Origin of the sequence: Prauserella salsuginis, assembly GCF_024648885.1 — a bacterium.
Taxonomy (GTDB): domain Bacteria; phylum Actinomycetota; class Actinomycetes; order Mycobacteriales; family Pseudonocardiaceae; genus Prauserella; species Prauserella salsuginis.
Window position 1 is genome coordinate 569,822 of the sequence record NZ_JANBBF010000009.1, and the last position, 18,662, is coordinate 588,483.

18 protein-coding genes are annotated in these 18,662 nt (G+C 67.2%); 14 read left to right on the plus strand and 4 right to left on the minus strand.

Annotated elements, in window-relative coordinates; all coding sequences use genetic code 11:
- The first annotated feature begins 90 nt into the window (after positions 1-90).
- From mdo to LY40_RS09425, 9 genes are all read left to right on the plus strand, one after another.
- Positions 91-1,383 carry an NDMA-dependent methanol dehydrogenase gene (gene mdo, locus LY40_RS09385; RefSeq protein ID WP_183783537.1) on the plus strand — a complete coding sequence of 431 codons (1,293 nt, stop codon included), beginning with the start codon at positions 91-93 and terminating at the stop codon, positions 1,381-1,383.
- A gap of 87 nt (positions 1,384-1,470) precedes the next feature.
- Complete coding sequence (locus LY40_RS09390) at positions 1,471-2,664, plus strand: AAA family ATPase (protein WP_258936568.1); 1,194 nt, start codon at positions 1,471-1,473, stop codon at positions 2,662-2,664.
- A gap of 9 nt (positions 2,665-2,673) precedes the next feature.
- Entirely contained in the window at positions 2,674-4,170 is a 1,497-nt protein-coding gene (locus tag LY40_RS09395; protein WP_258936569.1) for a VWA domain-containing protein, read from the plus strand.
- Positions 4,167-5,228 carry a mycofactocin oligosaccharide methyltransferase MftM gene (gene mftM / locus LY40_RS09400; RefSeq protein WP_258936570.1) on the plus strand — a complete coding sequence of 354 codons (1,062 nt, stop codon included), beginning with the start codon at positions 4,167-4,169 and terminating at the stop codon, positions 5,226-5,228. Before LY40_RS09395 ends, mftM begins: the two co-directional genes overlap by 4 nt.
- A 143-nt stretch (positions 5,229-5,371) precedes the next feature.
- A complete protein-coding gene (locus LY40_RS09405; protein WP_258936571.1) occupies positions 5,372-6,184 on the plus strand; it encodes an ATP-grasp domain-containing protein in 813 nt (270 codons plus the stop codon).
- A gap of 460 nt (positions 6,185-6,644) precedes the next feature.
- On the plus strand, positions 6,645-7,019 hold the full coding sequence (locus tag LY40_RS09410) for an SAV_915 family protein (RefSeq protein WP_183783543.1): 375 nt from the start codon (positions 6,645-6,647) through the stop codon (positions 7,017-7,019).
- Positions 7,016-7,315 (plus strand): hypothetical protein, encoded by a 300-nt coding sequence (locus LY40_RS09415; protein WP_183783546.1) that lies wholly within the window; start codon positions 7,016-7,018, stop codon positions 7,313-7,315. The genes LY40_RS09410 and LY40_RS09415 overlap by 4 nt, the downstream gene beginning before the upstream one ends.
- Before the next feature lie 184 nt (positions 7,316-7,499).
- Entirely contained in the window at positions 7,500-8,570 is a 1,071-nt protein-coding gene (locus LY40_RS09420; RefSeq protein WP_258936572.1) for a hypothetical protein, read from the plus strand.
- 9 nt (positions 8,571-8,579) lie between these two features.
- Positions 8,580-9,200: a hypothetical protein gene (locus LY40_RS09425; RefSeq protein ID WP_258936573.1), complete on the plus strand. Its 621-nt coding sequence runs from the start codon at positions 8,580-8,582 to the stop codon at positions 9,198-9,200.
- 54 nt (positions 9,201-9,254) lie between these two features.
- On the opposite strand, the gene LY40_RS09430 is transcribed toward LY40_RS09425, so the two are convergent.
- Genes LY40_RS09430 through LY40_RS09440 form a run of 3 tightly spaced genes read right to left on the minus strand, consistent with a single transcriptional unit; the run spans position 9,255 to position 12,564 of the window.
- Positions 9,255-9,983 carry a MadR family response regulator transcription factor gene (locus LY40_RS09430; protein ID WP_258936574.1) on the minus strand — a complete coding sequence of 243 codons (729 nt, stop codon included), beginning with the start codon at positions 9,981-9,983 and terminating at the stop codon, positions 9,255-9,257.
- Positions 9,980-11,332 (minus strand): MadS family sensor histidine kinase, encoded by a 1,353-nt coding sequence (locus tag LY40_RS09435; protein WP_258936575.1) that lies wholly within the window; start codon positions 11,330-11,332, stop codon positions 9,980-9,982. The genes LY40_RS09430 and LY40_RS09435 overlap by 4 nt, the downstream gene beginning before the upstream one ends.
- A 41-nt stretch (positions 11,333-11,373) precedes the next feature.
- Positions 11,374-12,564 (minus strand): iron-containing alcohol dehydrogenase, encoded by a 1,191-nt coding sequence (locus LY40_RS09440; protein ID WP_183785573.1) that lies wholly within the window; start codon positions 12,562-12,564, stop codon positions 11,374-11,376.
- A 401-nt stretch (positions 12,565-12,965) separates the two neighbouring features.
- On the opposite strand from LY40_RS09440, the gene LY40_RS09445 reads away from it, so the two are divergent.
- The 5 genes from LY40_RS09445 to LY40_RS09465 all read left to right on the plus strand — a co-directional run bounded on the left by LY40_RS09445 (position 12,966) and on the right by LY40_RS09465 (position 17,243).
- A complete protein-coding gene (locus tag LY40_RS09445) occupies positions 12,966-13,901 on the plus strand; it encodes a mechanosensitive ion channel family protein (RefSeq protein ID WP_183783553.1) in 936 nt (311 codons plus the stop codon).
- A gap of 434 nt (positions 13,902-14,335) precedes the next feature.
- Positions 14,336-14,884, plus strand: coding sequence for an NUDIX domain-containing protein (locus tag LY40_RS09450; RefSeq protein ID WP_258936576.1), 549 nt, complete (start codon positions 14,336-14,338; stop codon positions 14,882-14,884).
- A gap of 491 nt (positions 14,885-15,375) precedes the next feature.
- A complete protein-coding gene (locus LY40_RS09455; protein ID WP_183783560.1) occupies positions 15,376-15,591 on the plus strand; it encodes a hypothetical protein in 216 nt (71 codons plus the stop codon).
- A 328-nt stretch (positions 15,592-15,919) separates the two neighbouring features.
- On the plus strand, positions 15,920-16,468 hold the full coding sequence (locus LY40_RS09460; RefSeq protein WP_258936577.1) for an Rv1352/Rv1906c domain-containing protein: 549 nt from the start codon (positions 15,920-15,922) through the stop codon (positions 16,466-16,468).
- A 274-nt stretch (positions 16,469-16,742) separates the two neighbouring features.
- Positions 16,743-17,243, plus strand: coding sequence for an MmpS family transport accessory protein (locus tag LY40_RS09465; RefSeq protein WP_307876690.1), 501 nt, complete (start codon positions 16,743-16,745; stop codon positions 17,241-17,243).
- A 208-nt stretch (positions 17,244-17,451) separates the two neighbouring features.
- Here the strand turns inward: LY40_RS09465 and LY40_RS09470 are convergent, their stop codons facing one another.
- Positions 17,452-18,627, minus strand: coding sequence for an AAA family ATPase (locus tag LY40_RS09470; protein ID WP_258936579.1), 1,176 nt, complete (start codon positions 18,625-18,627; stop codon positions 17,452-17,454).
- Positions 18,628-18,662: the final 35 nt, after the last annotated feature.

The window sequence follows — 18,662 nt, forward strand, 5'->3', positions numbered from 1 at the left end:
GTGAGCGGTTTCGGCCTCGGACCCCTTGGGCCGGAGTGACCAGGGCCATAGCTTCGGCGTGGTACGTGTCACGACGGAAAGGGTCAGCCAATGCAGGTCGACGAACTTCTCAAGCCGTTTCCCCTCAAGGAATTCCACCCGATTCCGCGAGCGCTGCTGGGCCCCGGCTCGCACGAGATGATCGGCCCCGAAGCTCTGAAGATCGGGATGCGCAGGCCGCTGGTGATGACCTCCGGACTGCGCGGCACCGAGATCGTGAACAAGCTTGTCGAGTCGCTGAAGTACCACGGGCTCGAACCGTCCGTGTACGACAAGGTGGAGTCCAACCCCAAGGACTACAACGTGATGGACTCCGTCGCGATGTACCAGCAGGACGGTTGCGACGGCTTCATCTCGATCGGCGGCGGTTCCTCCCACGACGCCTGCAAGGGCGCGCGGATCTCGGTGGCGCACGACGGGCGCAATGTCAACGAGTTCGAGGGCTTCAACAAGTCGGAGAACCCGAAGAACCCGCCGCACATCGCCGTATCGACCACGGCGGGCACGGGCTCGGAGACGTCGTGGGCGTACGTCATCACCGACACCACGACGGACCCGGCCAACCCGCACAAGTACGTCGCGTTCGACGACCACTCGGTCGTCACGCTCGCGGTCGACGACCCGGTGCTGTACTACGAGTGCCCTTCGCATTTCACCGCGCAGTGCGGCTTCGACGTGCTGGCGCACGCTTCCGAGCCGTATGTGTCCAGGTTGGACTTCACACCGTCGCTCGGCAGCGCGCTGTTCTCGGCCGAGCTGGTCGGTGAGCACCTGCGCACGGCGACGTGGCACGCTGACAACCTGCCCGCTCGCGAAGGCATGATGTACGCCCAGTACACCGCGGCACAGGCCTTCAACTCCGGTGGTCTCGGCGTCATCCACTCGATCTCCCACGCGGTGAGCGCGTTCTACGACACCCACCACGGCCTCAACAACGCCATCGCGCTGCCGCGCGTGTGGGCGTGGAACCTGCCGGTGGCCTACAAGCGCTACGCCCGGCTGGCCGAGGCGCTGGGTGTGGACACCACGGGCATGAACGACGTGAAGGCGGCCGACGCGGCCGTGGCGGCGGCGATCCGGCTGCTGCGCGACGTGGGCATCACGGAGCGGTTCACCGACATCACCCAGGACACGCACCCGAAGAACCGCCTCGGCGCCGGTCCGACCGAGTTCTACAAGAAGGCCTCGACGATCAAAGGCGACGCGGCCGATGTGGACCGAGTGTCCAACCACATCCTCGGCGACGCCTGTACGCCGGGCAATCCGAAGGAGACGACGTTCGAGACCGTGCGACCGGTGGTCGAGCACTGCTTCAACGGTGACCTCGACGACCTGATCTCCTGAGCCGCTTGTCGTTCAGCCATGGGTGTTCCGCGGTGGCCCGCCGCGTCGCGGAACACCCATGGCCCCGGCCGAAAGGTGTTTGTCCGCGTGAGCTCACGAAACGGTCACCACCCCCATTCCTTCTCGTCCGTCGGCGAGGTCACTTCGCTTCTCTCCGACGTCGGTTACCTCGCCGACCGTCCACTCGCGACCACCGTCTACCTGCAGGACCAGCTGGGCAAACCGCTGCTGCTGGAAGGTCCCGCCGGGGTCGGCAAGACCGAGCTCGCCAAGGCGCTCGCCGCCGCGACGGGCAGACGGCTGCTGCGGCTGCAGTGCTACGAGGGCCAGGACGAGACGAAGGCCCTCTACGAGTGGGACTACGGCAAGCAGATGCTGTACACGCAGATCCTGCGGGAGAAGATCGGGCAGGTGGTCGCCGACGCCGACGATCTGCCGACGGCCGTCGCGGCGATCGGGCAGCACGACAACGTGTTCTTCTCCGAGCGGTTCCTCGCGGAGCGCCCGTTGCTGCGCGCCGTCCGTTCCCCCGAACCCGTCGTGCTGCTGATCGACGAGGTGGACCGCGCCGACGAGGCACTCGAAGCGGTGCTGCTCGAGCTGCTGGCCGAGTACCAGGTGTCGGTTCCCGAACTCGGAACGTTCACCGCGGAGCACCTGCCATACGTCGTGTTGACGTCCAACAACACGCGCGATCTGTCGGCGGCGCTGAAACGGCGCTGCCTGCACCTGTCGCTGGACTACCCGTCGGCCGAGCGGGAGCTGGACATCATCCGGTCGAAGGGCACCGGACTGCCGGATGCGGTCGCGACCCATCTGGTCGATGTGGTGCGGGAGCTGCGGCAGCAGGGGATGCGAAAGCCGCCCGGCATCTCCGAGGCGCTCGACTGGGCACGGACGCTCGCGGTGCTCGGGGCGTCCGAACCGGACACCGAGCTGCTGACGGACACGATCTCGGTGGTGGCCAAGTACGACCGTGACGTCGAACGGGCCATGCGGGTACTGCGTGATTCGGCTGAACTGCGGGAGCAGGGTGGTCCGGGCCGGACCGGCAACGACCGGGGGGCGCCGGTCGAGGGGGAGCGGCGCGCGCCCGTCCCGGGTGTCGATCCCGACGAGGAGGGGACGGGTGCCGCGTTGCGCGCCGCACGGGACACCCCCGGCAGGCACGGGGCCGGTTACCACGGCGAGAACGCCGACGGCCCCGCGCCGCGGCGGCCGGTGAGCAGCAGCCAGGGTGAACGCTCGTTCGCGGCCAACCACGGCCGCGGCAAGCGGTAGGCCGCGGACATGCTGACCGGACTGCATCGGTTCGTGCGGCTGCTGCGCAGTGCTTGCCTGCGGATCTCGTCGATCGAGGTCGTCGATGCCGCCCGCTGCGTGGCCGACCCGGCGATGCTCGGAGACCGCGAACTGTTCCGAGAGGGACTGCGCTGCGCGCTGATCAAGGATCACCGTGACAACGCGACGTTCGACGAGCTCTTCGACGCCTTCTTCGCCTGCGTCCGCTTCGGCGACGAACCCGGCGACGGCCGAAACGACACCGGCACGGTCTCACTGCTCGAGGACTTCACGATCGCCGAGGAGGCGGGGCAGCGGCCGCCGCGGGCCGACATGGAAAGCCCCGACGCCGACCTCGGCGACCTGTTCGACGAGGACGACCTCATCGAGCGTTACAGCCCGCACCCCGAGCTCAACCCGATCGTGCTCGACAACGAGACCGACGACGAGCTCGTGTTCTCGCAGCAGGACGTGTCCACCATGGACGGTTCGAACGAGGTGCTGCTGGAGATCGACCGAAGCCACGGCGTCGCACCCGGCGAACTCGGCAAGGCCCAGGGAACGCCGGTGGAGGCCACGCTCAGCCTCGCCGAACAGGACGCCCTGCTCAACTGGTTGGAGGGCAGCGGGTCCGGCGAGGACGACGAGGGTGACGAGACCGATGCGGTGGCCCTGCGGTCGGACATGGGTGAGCAGGCCCTCGCCCGGCTGCCGGAGGCGCTGCGCCGTCACCTCGAACATCTGATGCGGCTCGAACAGTCGGTCGCGGAGGATTCCCGGTCCGGTCGAGGATCCGATCGGGGCCACGACGAGTTGGAGGACGCGCTGCGCACGATCGTGGCCTCGCTGCGCGGCGCCGTGACGCACCGCAAACGACCCGCGTCGCGTGGCCGGGTCGATCCGGCTCGCACGATGCGCCGGAACCTGCGCTACGACGGCGTGCCGTTCCGGCCGGTCACCGTTGACCAGCGGGACGACAAGCCGCGGCTCGTCGTACTCGCCGACGTGAGCCTGTCCGTGCGCGCCACCGCCGGCTTCACGCTGCACCTGCTGTACGGGCTGCACGACCTGTTCTCCTCGGTACGCTCCTACGCGTTCGTCGCCGAGATCGCGGAGATCAGCGGCCTGTTCGCCGAGCAGCGGATCGACCAGGCACTCCAGACGCTGTTCCGGGGCGATGTCATCGACGTCGACGCCAACTCCGACTACGGCTCGGTGTTCGGCGCGTTCCTCGACGAGCACGGCACTGCGGTGAGCCGCAGGACCACCGTGCTGGTGCTGGGGGACGGGCGGGGCAACGGCAACGATCCGAACCTCGGCGCGTTCGAGGAGATCGCGCGCAAGGCCAGGGACGTGCTGTGGCTGACTCCTGAGCCGCGCCATTCGTGGGGCCTGGGTGCGTGCGACCTGCCGGACTACGCCGAGCACTGCAGCCGGGTGCGCGTCGTGCGTGACGTCGCCGGGTTGGAGAACGCCGCGCGCGACCTGCCGGTGGCCGTCCGATGACCAGTCCGTTGCGGGACCGGGCCCACGCCGCCCCGCTCGACAACGCCGCTCTGGCGCTCGACAACGCGGCTCCGCTGGACCGCGCTGCTTTGGTTGACAACTCCGCCCCTGTCGACAACTCCGCCCCGCCGGGCAACTCCGCCCCGGTCGACAACTCCGCCCCGCCGGGCAACGCCGCTCCGGTCGACGCGATGGCGCCGTGCCGGCCGGGGGAGTATCGCGACGAGCGGGTCCGGGTGGTGCACCGCGGCGGCGGGCTGCCGGAGGGCCCACTCGGGCCGGTCGTCGCGAGTACCCGGCATTTTCGGCTGCATCGGGACGAGGCGCGGCTCGTCGTGAGTCATCGGCTCGGCCGCGGTGACGTCGAGGACGCGCTGACGGCGCTGCTCGCCGAGGAGTTGTTCCGCCCCGGCCTTGTGGCCGAGCAGGAGCTGTTCGAGCGGGTCTTCGTCGGACTCGTCCGCTCGACGGTGCCCGGTGGGCTCGCAGCGTGGCGGACCTTCTACCGCAACACGTTCGCGCGCCTGCACGGATCGGCGCACGGTCCCGCCCGCGGGCTCGCGCCGGTGTACGAGTACGCCCGGAGGCTCGTGCCGCCGGGCAGGGTGCTCGACCTCGGTTCGTGCTTCGGTTTCTTCCCGCTGCTGCTCGCGGCCGAGTCGGGGTATGCGGTGACCGCGTCCGACGTCGTGCCCGGCAGCATGCGGTTGCTGTCGCGGATCGCCGGCGCCGAAGGAGTCCCGCTGTCGACGCTGGCCTGCGATGCGGCCTCGGTCCCGTTGCGCGGCGGCGCGGCCGACACCGTGACCGTGTTGCACCTGCTGGAGCACCTCGACGCCGACGCCGGGGCGGCTGTACTGGCCGAGGCGATGCGGCTCGCGGCCCGCCGGGTGGTCGTCGCCGTGCCGTTCGAGGACGAACCGGAGGCCTGCTTCGGTCACGTGCGCCGATTCGACAGCGCCGAACTGGCCCGCCTGGGAACCCGCACGGGCCTGCCGTTCACCGTGGCCGAACACCACGGCGGCTGGCTCGTCGTCGAAACCGCACCCGGCGCGTGAGGGTTCCAAGGGCGCGTCTGCCGTCTGTCGGGTGCGTGTGACGGGGCAGCGTGCTGCAGGCGAACGCCTGCTGTGTTCGGCGGGAGTCAGGCAGGTATGTGAGACATTGGGGCATGTCTTCCGGCAGGCCCAGTGTGCTCTTCGTGACCGATCTGTCGTATGAAGCGCGCGGGCGCCGGTACTGCGATGAGGACATCTACCTGTCCTCTCAATTGCGCGAGGCCTTCGACGTGGCGCTGTGCCATCCCAGGGACGCCGTGGCGCTGATGGACCGGTTCGATGTCGTGCTCGTCCGCAACAGTGGTCCGGTCATCTACTACCCGGAGCAGTACCAGGCGTTCCGCGAACATGCCCTGGCTACCGGTGCGCGGGTCTTCAACGAGCTGACGGGCAAAGCCGACATGGCCGGCAAACAGTACCTCGTCGACCTGTTTCAAGCCGGTTACCCGGTGGTCCCCACCGTGGAAGGCACCGAGGGCTTGGACCGGCTCCCGGACTGCCAGGCCTACGTGGTCAAGCCCAAATTCGGCGCCGACTCGGTGGGCCTGAGGATCCTGGACCCGACGCAGGTCCGCGGTATCGACGAGGGCGACGTGCTGATCCAGCCGCACGTCGAGATCGATTACGAAGTCTCGTTCTATTTCATCGACCACACCTTCGAATACGCGTTGTACACGCCCGATCCCGCGCAACGTTGGCATTTGAGGGCGTATGAGCCGACCCAGGCCGACCTGGGTTTCGCCCGGCGCTTCATTGACTGGAACGGGGTGGGCCACGGCATCCAGCGCGTCGACGCGTGCCGTACTGCCGAGGGCACGTTGCTGCTGGTCGAGCTGGAGGACCTCAACCCCTACCTGTCGCTGGACAGCATCAGCGAAAAGCGCCGCCAGCGGTTCGTGAAGCAGCTGACCGGCGCGCTGTCGGAACTTGCATCCGCCGATCTGCCAGGCCACTAACCACCAGGGTGTCCTTCCCTGAGCCGGGTCTGCCTCAGATAGCGTCTCAGGGCGCGTACGGACGCACTGGAGCGCCGCCGGGATGAACTGGCAGAGACTCCTTATCGCGAAGCCGGTTGGGCCTACATACCGACGGGACGGACATTTCGGCCGCACTGGGATGAACCGGACTCCCAAAGACGCAACGGCTTCCTTCGCGATCATTCGGTGGGCATGGAGTTTCGGCAGAAGCCCGCGGAAACGGATGTACTTCGGAGGGTTTCCGTTGATGATCCGCGCGATCAACTCGGCGGCGGACCCGCGGGCGCCTGACGGCGTCCGGTGCGTTGATCAGGGCTCCTGAGTGGTTTCCGGTCCGTACTCTGTCCGGGTGAGGCTGTGACTTTCTGCTCCGTTTTGGTGGCTGGTTGTCGTTGTGCTCCTAGAATCGATTGCCACGTTTGACGGGGGAGGTCAGTCGTTGCGTGAGTCGCGGTATGGCACGAAGGCCAACGTGCCGGAGCCCGAGGTCACGGCCGAGGTGTCTCGGCCCGTGCTCGGTGCGGAGATGACCGAGGAGGCGCCGCAGGTCGTCTATATCCCGACGGCGGCGCCGATGCGCGGCGAGGACCTGACGGTGGTGTTGCGCGAGCTGGAGGACGCGTCGCTCGCGTTGTTGGTGTTCTCGTCGTTGGATCTCTTGGTTGAGGGGTGCGGCGAGGAACAGCCGTGGATCGGATTCCACGCCGCTGGCCTGGAGGAGCTACAGCATCAAGTCGGCGCTGACGTGGTGTTGTGGGATGCGACGTTGGCGCCGGAGATTCGGCAGTACGGCGAGTACGGGGAGGGCTCATGACCGGGGGCTACCGGGTCGAGGCCGACACGCTGAACACCGTGTCGGCGAAGTTCCACAGTGCGGCCGACAAGTTGGGCGCCACCGAGCAGCCGCCGGAGGATGTCAAAGCAGGGGAACCGAGCGCGGCGATTGCCATGGTGATCGCCCACTTGGCCGAGCAGTCGAGCCAGTTGGTGGCCGGGTTGCACTCGATTGGCGATGCGGTCGAGCAAAGTCGGACCGACTACGAGGCGCAGGAACAGTGGTCGACCGACCACCTTCCGAAGCCGGAGCAGGGCGACAACCGGCCGGTCTGACGAGGGGGAAGCATGGCGTTGAACATTGAGGTCGAGGCGCAACCGGCCAGTCTGCGTGAGGTCGCGGGCTGGCTGCGCACGGCCGGTAAGAAGGTGTCGGCTCGTCACGAGGACGTGACGAGTGCGTCGAAACAGCTCCGAGGACGGGTGGGATGGCGAAGGGGCCACTGCGTTCCGTCGGAACATGTTGCACTTCAAGCCCAAGATCGATGATCTGAGTGCCGGGTACGGCGGCTTGGCGAACGCGATCGATCTGCACGCGGCCGACATTGATACGACCAACGCCCGGATGGGGCAGGCCGTCGAGATCGCCAAGAAGGGCGGCCTGACTGTCACGGACAAGGAGATTCAGGGACCTGGCGAGCCACCGCCGAAGCCCGAACCAGCGCATCGGCACGCCAAGAGTGGGGCGATCAGCAGCGACGACAAGGAGCGCTTCGACGCCCAGTGGGACACCTACACCGCCTGGATGAAGAAGGCCAAGGCCTACACGCAAGCGGGCACCGTGGTGACCGAAGCTCGGAAGATCGAGACCGACTCGCAGAGCATGCTTCTCGACTACCTACAGAACGTCGGCCAAAAGTGGTACATCAACGTGCCCGACTTCGGCACCGGGCTCGCGGCAGCGCACATTGCCGCGCATAACAGCTTCAAGACAACTGCCTCGAACTTCCGTCAGCTCGGCAGCAAACTGGGTGACCTCGCCGACGACGCCACCCGTGGATCGTCGAACCAGGCGCGCTATCTGGTTGCCTCCCTGGTCGCGAACTCGAAGGCCAACGTCCAAGCGGCCCAGGCCGAGGGCAAGAAGTTCGGCAAATGGCTCAACAAGCTGCCCGATGGGGTCAAGAAGGCGCTCACAAGCACCCTCGCCAATTTTGTACCGAGGAACGCGAAATACCTGGCCGGTGCGAAGCCACTGCTGTCGAAGCTTCCTGCGGTCGGGACGACGCTGGGCGGGTTCAGCCTCGTTGACGACTTGGCACAAGGCAAGGACCCGGCGGTCACTGTGCTGTCTAACGGCGGCAGCATCGTGGCCGGGGCCGCCGCCGGTAGTGCCATCGGCGGTCCGCCCGGGGCTCTGGCCGGGTTCATCGCGGCGACCGGTACCGGCTTCCTGATCGAGAACTTCGCCAGTGACGATGTCAAGGAAGCTCTCGACGTAATGTCCCAGGACGGCTACCAGAATGCCGAAACCAACCCGTGGCTACCTGACTTGAAGCTGCTGTCCAAGTTCGCCACCGGAAACTGGTAGAAGGTAGCTGTGAATCCTGACCTACCGCCGAAGCCCGACCCGCAGACGGGAGAGCCTAGACCCCCGGCCGCTCCCGGCCATTTCAACGGCCTCAAGGAGCCGCAACCCTACGACGCCAACAAGGTTCCAAGCGGCCCTACTGCAGCGCTGGAATGGCTCTACGGCACTCGAAAATCCGGGTGGTGGTCAGCAGCCACGGTGGTTGTCTTGATCATCGCTTTCCTTACGTTCAAATCGGGGCTGGACTGGGTGTTCGCTTGGCCGACGTGGCTGTTCATGGCGGCTGCGGGTGTTGCGTTCTGGTTTCTTCCTCGGAATACCAAAATGGCCGCTGGCGCAGATTGGGTAAACGCCGGAGGTGACACCATTTATACGTATGAACTGGTAGAGATCGGAACTTCCGGAACTCCGGGTAGCTGGGAACTAATCCTGAAAGATCAGCGAGGAAACGTCGACCGCGGTAATATAGCGGACTATCAGCAGAATCCACTCTTGTGGGACTTGGTCTTCAACGGAATTCGTCATTCCGTGGCTGCGGGTGCAACGATCGACCCGGAGACATACCGCGTACTGAAGCTTGACGAATATCCGAATCCTCCCCGGTCTCGCCGGGGCGGCATTGGTGTTTAGGTCCGAACAGTTCGGCGTCGGACCACGGTGGTCGGGCGCCGAGGCGGGTCTGCCTCAGATGAGATCCAGCTTGCTGGCCTCGTAGACCGCTTCGGCCCGCGTGGACGCGCCGAGTTTGCGCATGATGTTGCGGACGTGGAACTTCACCGTGGTCTCGGAGATGAACAGCGTCGTGCCGACGATGCGGTTGCTCAGCCCGGAGGCGAGCAGTTCGAGTACGCGGTGTTCCCGTTCGGTGAGCGCGGGCTCCTCCGGGGTCGTGCGGAGCGAACGGGCCATGACCGACGCGGACCGCGAGTCGAACGCGCTCTCGTCGCGCGCGACGGTGCGGATCGACGAGACGAGCTCGCTCGTGTCGACGTCCTTGATGACGTAGCCCTTCGCGCCGCGGTGCACGGCCTCCAGCACGTAGGCATCGTCGAGGAACGTGGTCAGCACGAGCACGCCGACCTCGGGATAGCGCCGCGTGATCTCGGAGCACAGGTCGAGGCCCTCGGTGTCGGACCCGGTGCCGAGCTTGAGGTCGAGCAGCACGATGGCGGGGCGCAGCTGTTCGAGTGCCGTGCGGGCCTCGGCGGCCGTCGCGGCCTCGCCGACCACTCGCATGTCCTCCTCGCGGTCCAAAATGGATCGCAGTCCCTGGCGGACGATGGCGTGGTCGTCGACGAGCACGATGCTCAGCTGGTCGTGCCTGCCGCTGCCGGGTTGTCGTTCCGATTCCCGGTTCGGCCGCTGCGCCCCAGCGGGATCCGGGTGCATCACCCGGGACGGTGGTGTGTTCATGGCGCCGCCTTTCCGTGCCTCCGCAGGGGGAGGGGAATGTCGAGGACCAGCATGATCCCGCCGAGTTCGGAGCGCCGGATCGACATCGTGCCGCCCAGTTCGCGGGTCCGGTCCTGCATGTTCGCCAGACCGCGGTGCACGCCGGCCAGGTCGGTCGCGGCGGTGAGCTTGAGGGTTCGGCGCAGCTGGGCCGGATCGCCCTCGCCGTTGTCCGAGATCGACAGCACGATCCGCTCCGGCAGGTACTGCAGCCGCACCAGCGCCTCGTCGGCTGTCGTGTGCATGACGGTGTTGAACAGCGCCTCGCCCGCGAGCCGCAGCAGCGAATGTTCGACCTCACCGGGCAGCGGCACCGGCGTACCCGCGATGCGGACCTGCACCTTCAGGTCGCTGGGAAGGTGCACCGACGACAGTCGTTCCAGCAGCACGGGCAGTGACCCGGGAGGCTCCTCGGCGCCGTTGTGCAGTGCGTAGATCGCGGCGCGCAGCCGCTCCACCGCGTGGCCCGTGAGGTCCTTGGCTGCGCTGAGCTGGTCGACCAGTTCCTCGTGTACACCGCTCGCCGCCAGCTCGGCCCGGCACACCTCCACGGTCATGCCCGCCGAGAGCACGTCCTGGGTGACACTGTCGTGCAGTTCGCGGGCGATGCGATGCCGTTCGTCGTCCAGCGCCTGCCGCTGCATCGACTCGATCAGGCGCTGCTGGGTCTCGGCGAGCTCCTTGGCCTGCTGCTCGGCTGCCTCGGAGAGCTGTTCGGTCCTGCCGCGCAGCGTGGTCGCCGCGTGCAGCAGGAACGAGTTGTGCAGCGCGACCGCTGCCTGGTTGGCGAGTACCCGCAGGATCGCCAGGTCGGTGTCGGCGACGTCGACGGTCTTGCCCGGCAGCCCGGCGATGCCGCCGATCGGTTCGCCGTCGAGGGTCATCGACACGCGCACGATGCCGTCGCCGGGCTCGTCCTCGGCCTCCCACGGACGGCCCCGCAGCACGTGCAGGTGGGGCAGAGCCTCGGCGGGCAGGGACCGTTCGTCGTCGATCAGTTCGCCACCGTGGAGCACGAGGAACCGCGGCCGTGCAGCCTGCAGCGCCCCGTCGGCGACCGCCACCAGCAGCCACTCGGCGTGCAGGTGTTCGGCTGCCGCGTGAACGACGGCCTCGACGAGTTCGCGCGGGCCCTCGGCCGTGCGGACCAGCGCGCGCGAGATGCGGTCGAGGGCGCGCACCGCGTTCTCCAGCCGTTCGGCCGAGCGCACGTACTCGGGATAGAAGGAACGTTTGCCCGAGCGCACGCCGGTGAGCGCGCCGAGGTCGGCCTCGTCACGGCCGAAGCCGGTGTGTGCGGACGAGGTCATCGGTTCCTCACAGCGTTCATGAGAGTCACGGCGTCCCCTGGTCAGAGGGCCTGCCGGAACAGGGCGAACACGTCGGCGACGTCGACCTCCCGCGGGTTGGTGGCCAGGCAGGCGTCGGCGAGGGTGGTGCGGGCGAGTGTCGGCACGTCGGCCTCGCTGACGCCCAGGTCGGACAGGCCTTTCGGGACGCCGACGTCGTCGGCCAGCGTGCGGATGAACGAGGCGAGCTCGTCGGCCACCTCGTCGGCGGGCCTGCCTTCGACGTCGATGCCGACGGCCGCTGCCAGGGGCACGTAGCGGTGCGGATCCTCGGCGGCGTTGAACCGGATCGCGTGGGGCAGCAGCACGCCGTTGAGGACGCCGTGTGGGGCGTCGAGCAGCCCGCCGACCTGGTGACTCATCGCGTGCGTGATGCCGAGGATGGCGTTGGTGAAGGCCATGCCGGCTTCGAGCGCGCCCTGCGCCATCCCGATCCGCGGGGCGGCGCGCCTCGGTTCGAGGGTCGTGTCGCGTAAATTGCTCGTGATCAGGTGCGCGGCGTGCAGCGCGTGGTGGTCGGTGAGACGATTGTGCGCCCGCGAGACGTAGGCCTCGACGGCGTGGGTGAGCGCATCGAGTCCGGTGGCCGCGTTGAGCTCCTCCGGCATGGTCGTGAGCAACCGCGGATCGATGATCGAGATCTCGGGCACCAGCGTCCGGCTGATGATCGTGATCTTGATGTGCCGGTCGGTGTCGGTGATGACGGCGAACTGGGACACGTCAGCGCCCGTTCCCGACGTCGACGGCGCCATGACCAGCGGCGGGATCGGCTGCACCACCTTGTCGACACCGGCGTAGCCGAGGATCGTCCCGCCGTTGGAGGACAGGATCGCCACGCCCTTGGCCGCGTCGATGCAGGAGCCGCCGCCGACGGCGAGGATCACGTCGGCACCGCTGTCGAGGTAGTGCTCGTAGGCGGCGGCGATCTCGCCGTCCTTGGGGTTGGGCGTCACGTCCGACCACACGACGGGCCGCAGCCCGGCGCCGCGGAGGTGGTCGACGGCCTCGGCGGCCCATCCGGCGGCCACGATGCCGGGGTCGGTGACCAGGAACGGTCTGCGCGCGCCGACGCGCAGCGCACAGTGACCGAGTTCGGCCAGCGCGTGCGGCCCGAACACGATCTCGGGCACGTGGAACTTCGCCAGACCCGTGGACGGGTCGGGGTATGCGGGCGCGCTGCCGGGGCCTGCCAGTTCGACGCCCCGGTCTTCAACGCCACGGTCGTCCGGTTCGATGGGTGGCGGGGCCGGCAGTCGCGGTAGCCGGGCGCGGGGCCCGAAGTCATCGGACAGTTCCGGCGCGGCCCGGGTCGGATGAAGCACGCGGAACGCCTCCTCACCTCCAGCCGCGGTGCTGGACTGCCACCAGGCTAGTGCCGGTCAGACGGCGGGCACACCCTCCGTTCGCGGTAGCGGGTACCTACCCGATCGGACAGGGGGCCGCGGTGGTCGGAGCCCGGCCGGCCGGGCTACCTGACCGGCCGGTCAGGGGAGTGCGGCGCCCCGCGTGCGGGCGACGCGCGGGTGGCTGCCTACCCTGCCAGGTGACGCCGAGTACGTGTCCGCTGCCAGCGGAAGAGGGGAGACCCGTGCCCATGCCTCCTGTCAAGGCGAACGCGTTCGTGGATTGGTTCGAGGAGAATTCCACGGAGTTCGTGTCCGGCCTGATCAACGTCGTGATCATCGTGGTGATCGCGCTGGTGTTGCGCGCGATCGTCGGCCGGGTGATCGACCAGCTGGCCAAGCGGATGGTCAACTCGCGGGAGCGGATCGACAAGGCCAAGGCCAAGGCGGCGAGCCGGGTCATCAAGCAGAACAACGAGAGTCGTGGCGAGCGGCAGCGCCAGCGGGCGGGCACGATCGCGTCGGTGCTCAAGAGCGTCGCCTCGTTCGTGATCTTCGGCATCGCGTTCGTGACGATCCTCGGCCAGTTCGGGATCAACATCGGCCCGATCATCGCGAGCGCCGGTGTCATCGGTCTGGCGATCGGTTTCGGTGCGCAGAGCCTGGTTCAGGACTTCCTGTCCGGCATCTTCATGATGGTCGAGGACCAGTACGGCGTCGGCGACGTCGTCGACGTGGGCGACGCGGTCGGCACGGTCGAGGCGGTCACGCTGCGGATCACGAAGATCCGCGACCTCAACGGCGGGCTGTGGCACGTGCGCAACGGCGAGATCATGCGTGTCTGCAACATGAACCAGGACTGGGCGAACGCGGTCGTGGAGCTGCCGCTGGACTACTCGGTGAACCTGGAGGAGGCGAAGGCCGTCATCCAGCGCAGCATCGACGAGTTCGCCGACAACCCGGAGTTCGCGCCGAAGATCATCGAGCGCCCGGACATCACCGGTGTGGTCGGCATCGGCAACGGTGCCGTCACGGTGCGGGTCATGGTCATGACACAGCCCGGCGACCAGTGGTCGATCGGCCGCGACCTGCGTGGCCACCTGAAGGCCGGCCTCGACGCCGCCGGCGTCCGCGTCGCCTACCCGATCCTCCCCCTGGCCAACGCCGGCGCCTCCCAATCCGGCTGACGAGTCCGGCGGGTTGGCCGGCCGCCGGGATGGGCGCCGTGTTGCACCCTCGGGGCCCGTGTTGCGTTCTTGAGTGCTCGTGTTGACGTTTCAGGGGTCCGTGTAGCGCTTTCCGGGGACTGCTCTGAGTCCTCGTGGAGTGTGGACCGACATAACCTGAGTCGCATGTCCTGCACTCAGCACCGCGTGTTCTGCATTCGTGCACGCGGCCGAGCGGCTGCGGGCCTTGCGAACTGAGCGCCCTGCGGGGCGATTTGCGTAGGTTGAGCCGCTCGCCGGATTTGCACCGGCGAGCGGCTCTTCGCATCGGCAGACCGCTCCGTGTGGTCATGTCAGCTTCTGCGTCGGACCGCTGAGTGGCGCCATCACGAGTCCCGACCGCAGCCGGTGGACGTTGGGCTCCGGAGCGTCGTCTGCCCGGTACGGTGCGGGCCGTGGGGAACGGGCTGACGCAGTGGACGATCCATGGTGAGCGACTGGTCGACGACACGCGGAAGTTGAAGTTGTCGATCGCGTCGGTGGAGTTGCCGGACGGGGTGACGTTCGAGCAGTACGTGCTGCGGTTGCCTACGGCGTCGATGATGGTCGTGCTCGACGACGCGCGTGAGCATGTGCTGATGATGTGGCGGCACCGGTGGATTCTCGACCGTTGGGTGTGGGAGTTGCCGGGTGGCTATGTCGACCCGAACGAGGATCCGGCGGTGACGGTGGCGCGGGAGGTCGAGGAGGAGACGGGCTGGCGGCCGCGGGATGTGCGTAAGTTGTTGTCGACCCAGCCGATGGTGGGTTCGGCGGATGCGGACAACCGGCTGTACGTCTCGCTCGGTGCGGAGTACGTCGGCGACCCGACCGACATCAACGAGGCCGAGGAGATCGCCTGGCTCCCGCTGTCGTCGGTGCGCGAGAAGATGGATCGCGGTGAGATCGTGGGTGCGTCGTCGCAGGTGGGCCTCATGCACGTGCTGGCCTTCCCTCCGAGCTGACTATACGGGTGGCGTTGCGATGCCGACGTCATCCATGTCGCGGGACCTGAGGTGTTGCGCTGAAGGGTGCGAGACGGCGCGCGAGATCGGACAGGTAGTTGGTGGCCCGCACGGATCGCACGCGGTTGATCATTCCGACGGCGCGAGCGCCTTCCACGCACGCTTCCTCGACCCGTCGTTGGTCGGCCAAGGTCGAGGCGAGCAAGGCGATGTTGAACAGGCGGCCCGCTCGTAGCCGTCGCTCATTTCGAGTGAGCGACGTGCGTAACGCTCGGCTTCCGGTGGAGCTCCGAGGTCGCGGAATACGTGCGCTGCTTTGGCTGCCATGGAGGAGTGGTCGAAGTACGCGAGCCAGTGTGGCCGGTCGTCGGTGGCTCGGTCGAGGGCTCGTTCACTGTTGCGGAGCGCGGTCAGACATTCACGTTGGTCACGTCGGAATGGCCATGCGCTTCCGGGACATGGATCTCTGACGCCAGGGCCGGGAGGTTGCCGTGCCTTGCGGTTTGTCCAGCGGCCAGTGCCATGTCCAACGCGGTGTCGGCGGCTCCGGAGAACGCAGCTACGAAGGCGAGCTGTCAGGGCAGTTCGGCGTGAACCAGAAGTACCGCGGCACCATCGAGATCGTCGTCCCCGAGGCGAGCGGCACACTCGCGCTCGATCCCGGAGCTCTGATGGGCGGTCCGGCAGGCTGGGAGTGGACGTATTGATTCTCGAGTCAACTACATCTCACCAACGTTGCCATTTTCCTAAAGCTGTTGAATTCGGTGAATTATCGACCTCTCCGTGGTCGAATTGTACGTAGATGTTGCGTTTTGCGATCCGGAAACGATGAACGGGTATGGCTTCGGGTTTATTGGAGAATCCGGAGACTTTACTGGGTCGATTCTTGGGGGTGGAGCAAGGCAAACAATCGGCAGGTCGGATGTTCACGACGGCTGAACGGAAACGACCTTGCTGGACTCGTCGTCCTTGCGCTGGTCTCGGCGGCGCCGCCGAACTCAACGATGTAATTCTCTGGAGAAGGTAGGGACGAGCATGAGTGCGTACACGGGTGATGTGAGGGCGCGGCGTAGGCGGCGGTGGCCGATGGTGGTCGCGGTAAGTGCGGCGTTGCTGTTGGGCGTGGGGATCGGTATCGCGTCGGTTGGCTTGGCAGGCGGGGAGCAGGCTGCTGCTGTGGCGCCGCCCGCGAAGACGGTGTTCGAGACGGTGACCAAGTCTGCTTCGCCGAGCACCGAGAAGAGCACCGAGACGGTGACCGAGTCTGTCCCGCCGGTCACTGAGACGGTCACTGAGTCTGCCCCGGCCGAGCCGGCACCGAATGCCGCCACGGGCGAGCCGGAGGGGACGGGATTGACGATGGGCATGTACCAGGTGGGCGTCGACACGCCACCGGGTCGGTACGTGACGGACGGGCCCGACCCTGGCGACCTGATGGGGTGCTACTGGGAGCGCACCCGGGACGACTCCGGCGAGTTCGAGTCGGTCATCACGAACGGAACGCCGATGGGCAAGGCGTCGGTGACTGTTGAAGAGGGTGAGTTCTTCAACGTCGACGGCTCATGCATGTGGTTTCAGGAATGACCAGTGGTTCCGGTGGTGACCGTCCCTATCGGACGGTCGCTCGCCGCGCCTGCTTGGGCGAAACCTGAGAGCGGGTGGAACCGCATCAGTCCCCACTCGACGTCGACATCGGCTCAACGGTTCGGCAATCGAATCATGAAGGAAGGTCGCCATGACCACTCCAACGCCCTACTCGTCCTCGACGGGTGCCGTCGACCCTCCACCTAGGGAGCCGCGCAACGGACTCGGTACCAGTGGGTTCGTCGTCGGCCTGATCGGTTTGATCTTCTCGCCCTTGCCGCTGATCGGAGTGGTCGCCTGGCCGCTGGTGATTATCGGGCTCATTCTGTCGTCGATTGGGCTCAGCAGGGCCCGGCGCGGGAAAGCGACAAACAAGGGCCTCTCGATCGCCGGAGTCGTGGTTTCGGCTGTCGGGCTGGTCATCTGCATCTTGTGGCTCACTGCCTTCGGCAACGCGGCCAACGAGGTCGACAAAGAGGCCAACCGTGAAGTCGCGATTCACTACGAGGTCACCGGTGACGCGCCGAACGCCACCATCAGTTACACCACGTACGGCGACGGGACCACGTCGACGAGCGAGGAGAACGTCACCGAACTGCCGTGGTCGAAAGACTTCACGACGAAGGGTCTGTTCAAGGGCGGCAATCTCACCGTCATGACCGGTGGGGACGGTGGCAGTGTGACCTGCACGGTGGCCGTCGACGGTGAGGACGCCAAGACCAGCACCGCCAACGGTCAGTTCGCGACAGCAACCTGTGACGGCTTCGGCGGTTGAGCCGGACTCGGTGCAACTGAGAACCGGCCCGCGCCGTTCTGCGCGGGCCGGTTACCGGGTCAGACATTCGATGTCGACCTGACGGTCGCTCGCCCCGGTCTTCTCCGGGGTAGTTCCTCGACGGACCTCGAGCGGAGTCGATGCAGTCCGGGACATGGCTGTGGTCACTGCTTAGTGCAAGACCAAATCGTGACCACTGCGCCGCAGCTCAGCGTTTCGGCCACTCCCATGCCGGACGGTCGAGCACGCCAGGCCGCTCGGCCAACACCGTCGCACCGAACTCCTTCTCCAACTCCACCAGGTTCGCCTCGCCCGCCGCTGCCTGCACCGCGTGGACGAGCGGCCGTGCGTGCGTCACCACGACGACCTGCGTGTGTTCCGCCGCCGTCGCGATCAACGTCGCCAACGCGGGCAGCAGACTCGGATGCAGGCTGGTCTCCGGTTCGTTCAACACGAGCAGCTCAGGCGGGCGCGGACTCAACAACGCCGCTACCCACAACAGATACCGCAACGTACCGTCCGACAACTCCGCCACCGACAACGGCCGCAACAACCCGTACTGGTGCACGTGCAGCTCGAGTCTGCCGTCCTCACCGACCTCCACCGACAGCCGAGACCCCGGGAACGCGTTCTCCACCGCCGTGTTCAGTGCGTCTCTGTCGCCGATCTCCGAGATCGTCCGCAACGCCGCGGCCAGGTCGCCGCCGTCGTGGTCGAGCACCGGGGTACGGGTTCCGATGCGCACCTGCCGGGCCGGGGCATCGGCGTCGGTGCGGAAATGGTCGTAGAACCGCCACGACCGGATCCGCTCCCGCACCACTAGCACCTCCGGTGATACCCGCGGATCGGCGAACGACGTCAGCATGCTGTCGGTCACCGGGATCCGATGCGGCTGCCGGCCCCACGCCCCGCCCGCCTCACGGGTACGCACCACCGGGCCGTCCCGGTCGGCCAACAACGCGCCCTTGCGCAGCACCGAGCCGCTCCACACGCATTCGCGCTTGAACTCCGGATCCCGGTTGAACGCCGACTTCTCGACCGGCACCGGCATCCCCAGATCGAGTGCGTAGCCGAACTCGTCGCCCGTGAAGCCGAGCCGCAATCCGACGGACTTCGTCCGCACGGTGCCCTGCGGCGGCGCGCTGCCCTCCCGCACCGCGCGGCCGATCGTCTCCGGCCCAGCCCACAACGTCGACGGCAACCCGCCCTCGCGTGCTAGCGCGCCGACGGCACCATTACGCGCCGCATCCGCCAACAGCCGCATCGCCCGGTACAGATTCGATTTGCCACTCCCGTTGGCGCCCGTCACCACGGTCAGCCGCGACAGCGGCAGCACGAGATCCCGCAGCGAACGGTAGTTCTGCACGGCCAGCGTCGTCAGCATGCGAACGACCGTAAGCGCCACCACCGACACCCACC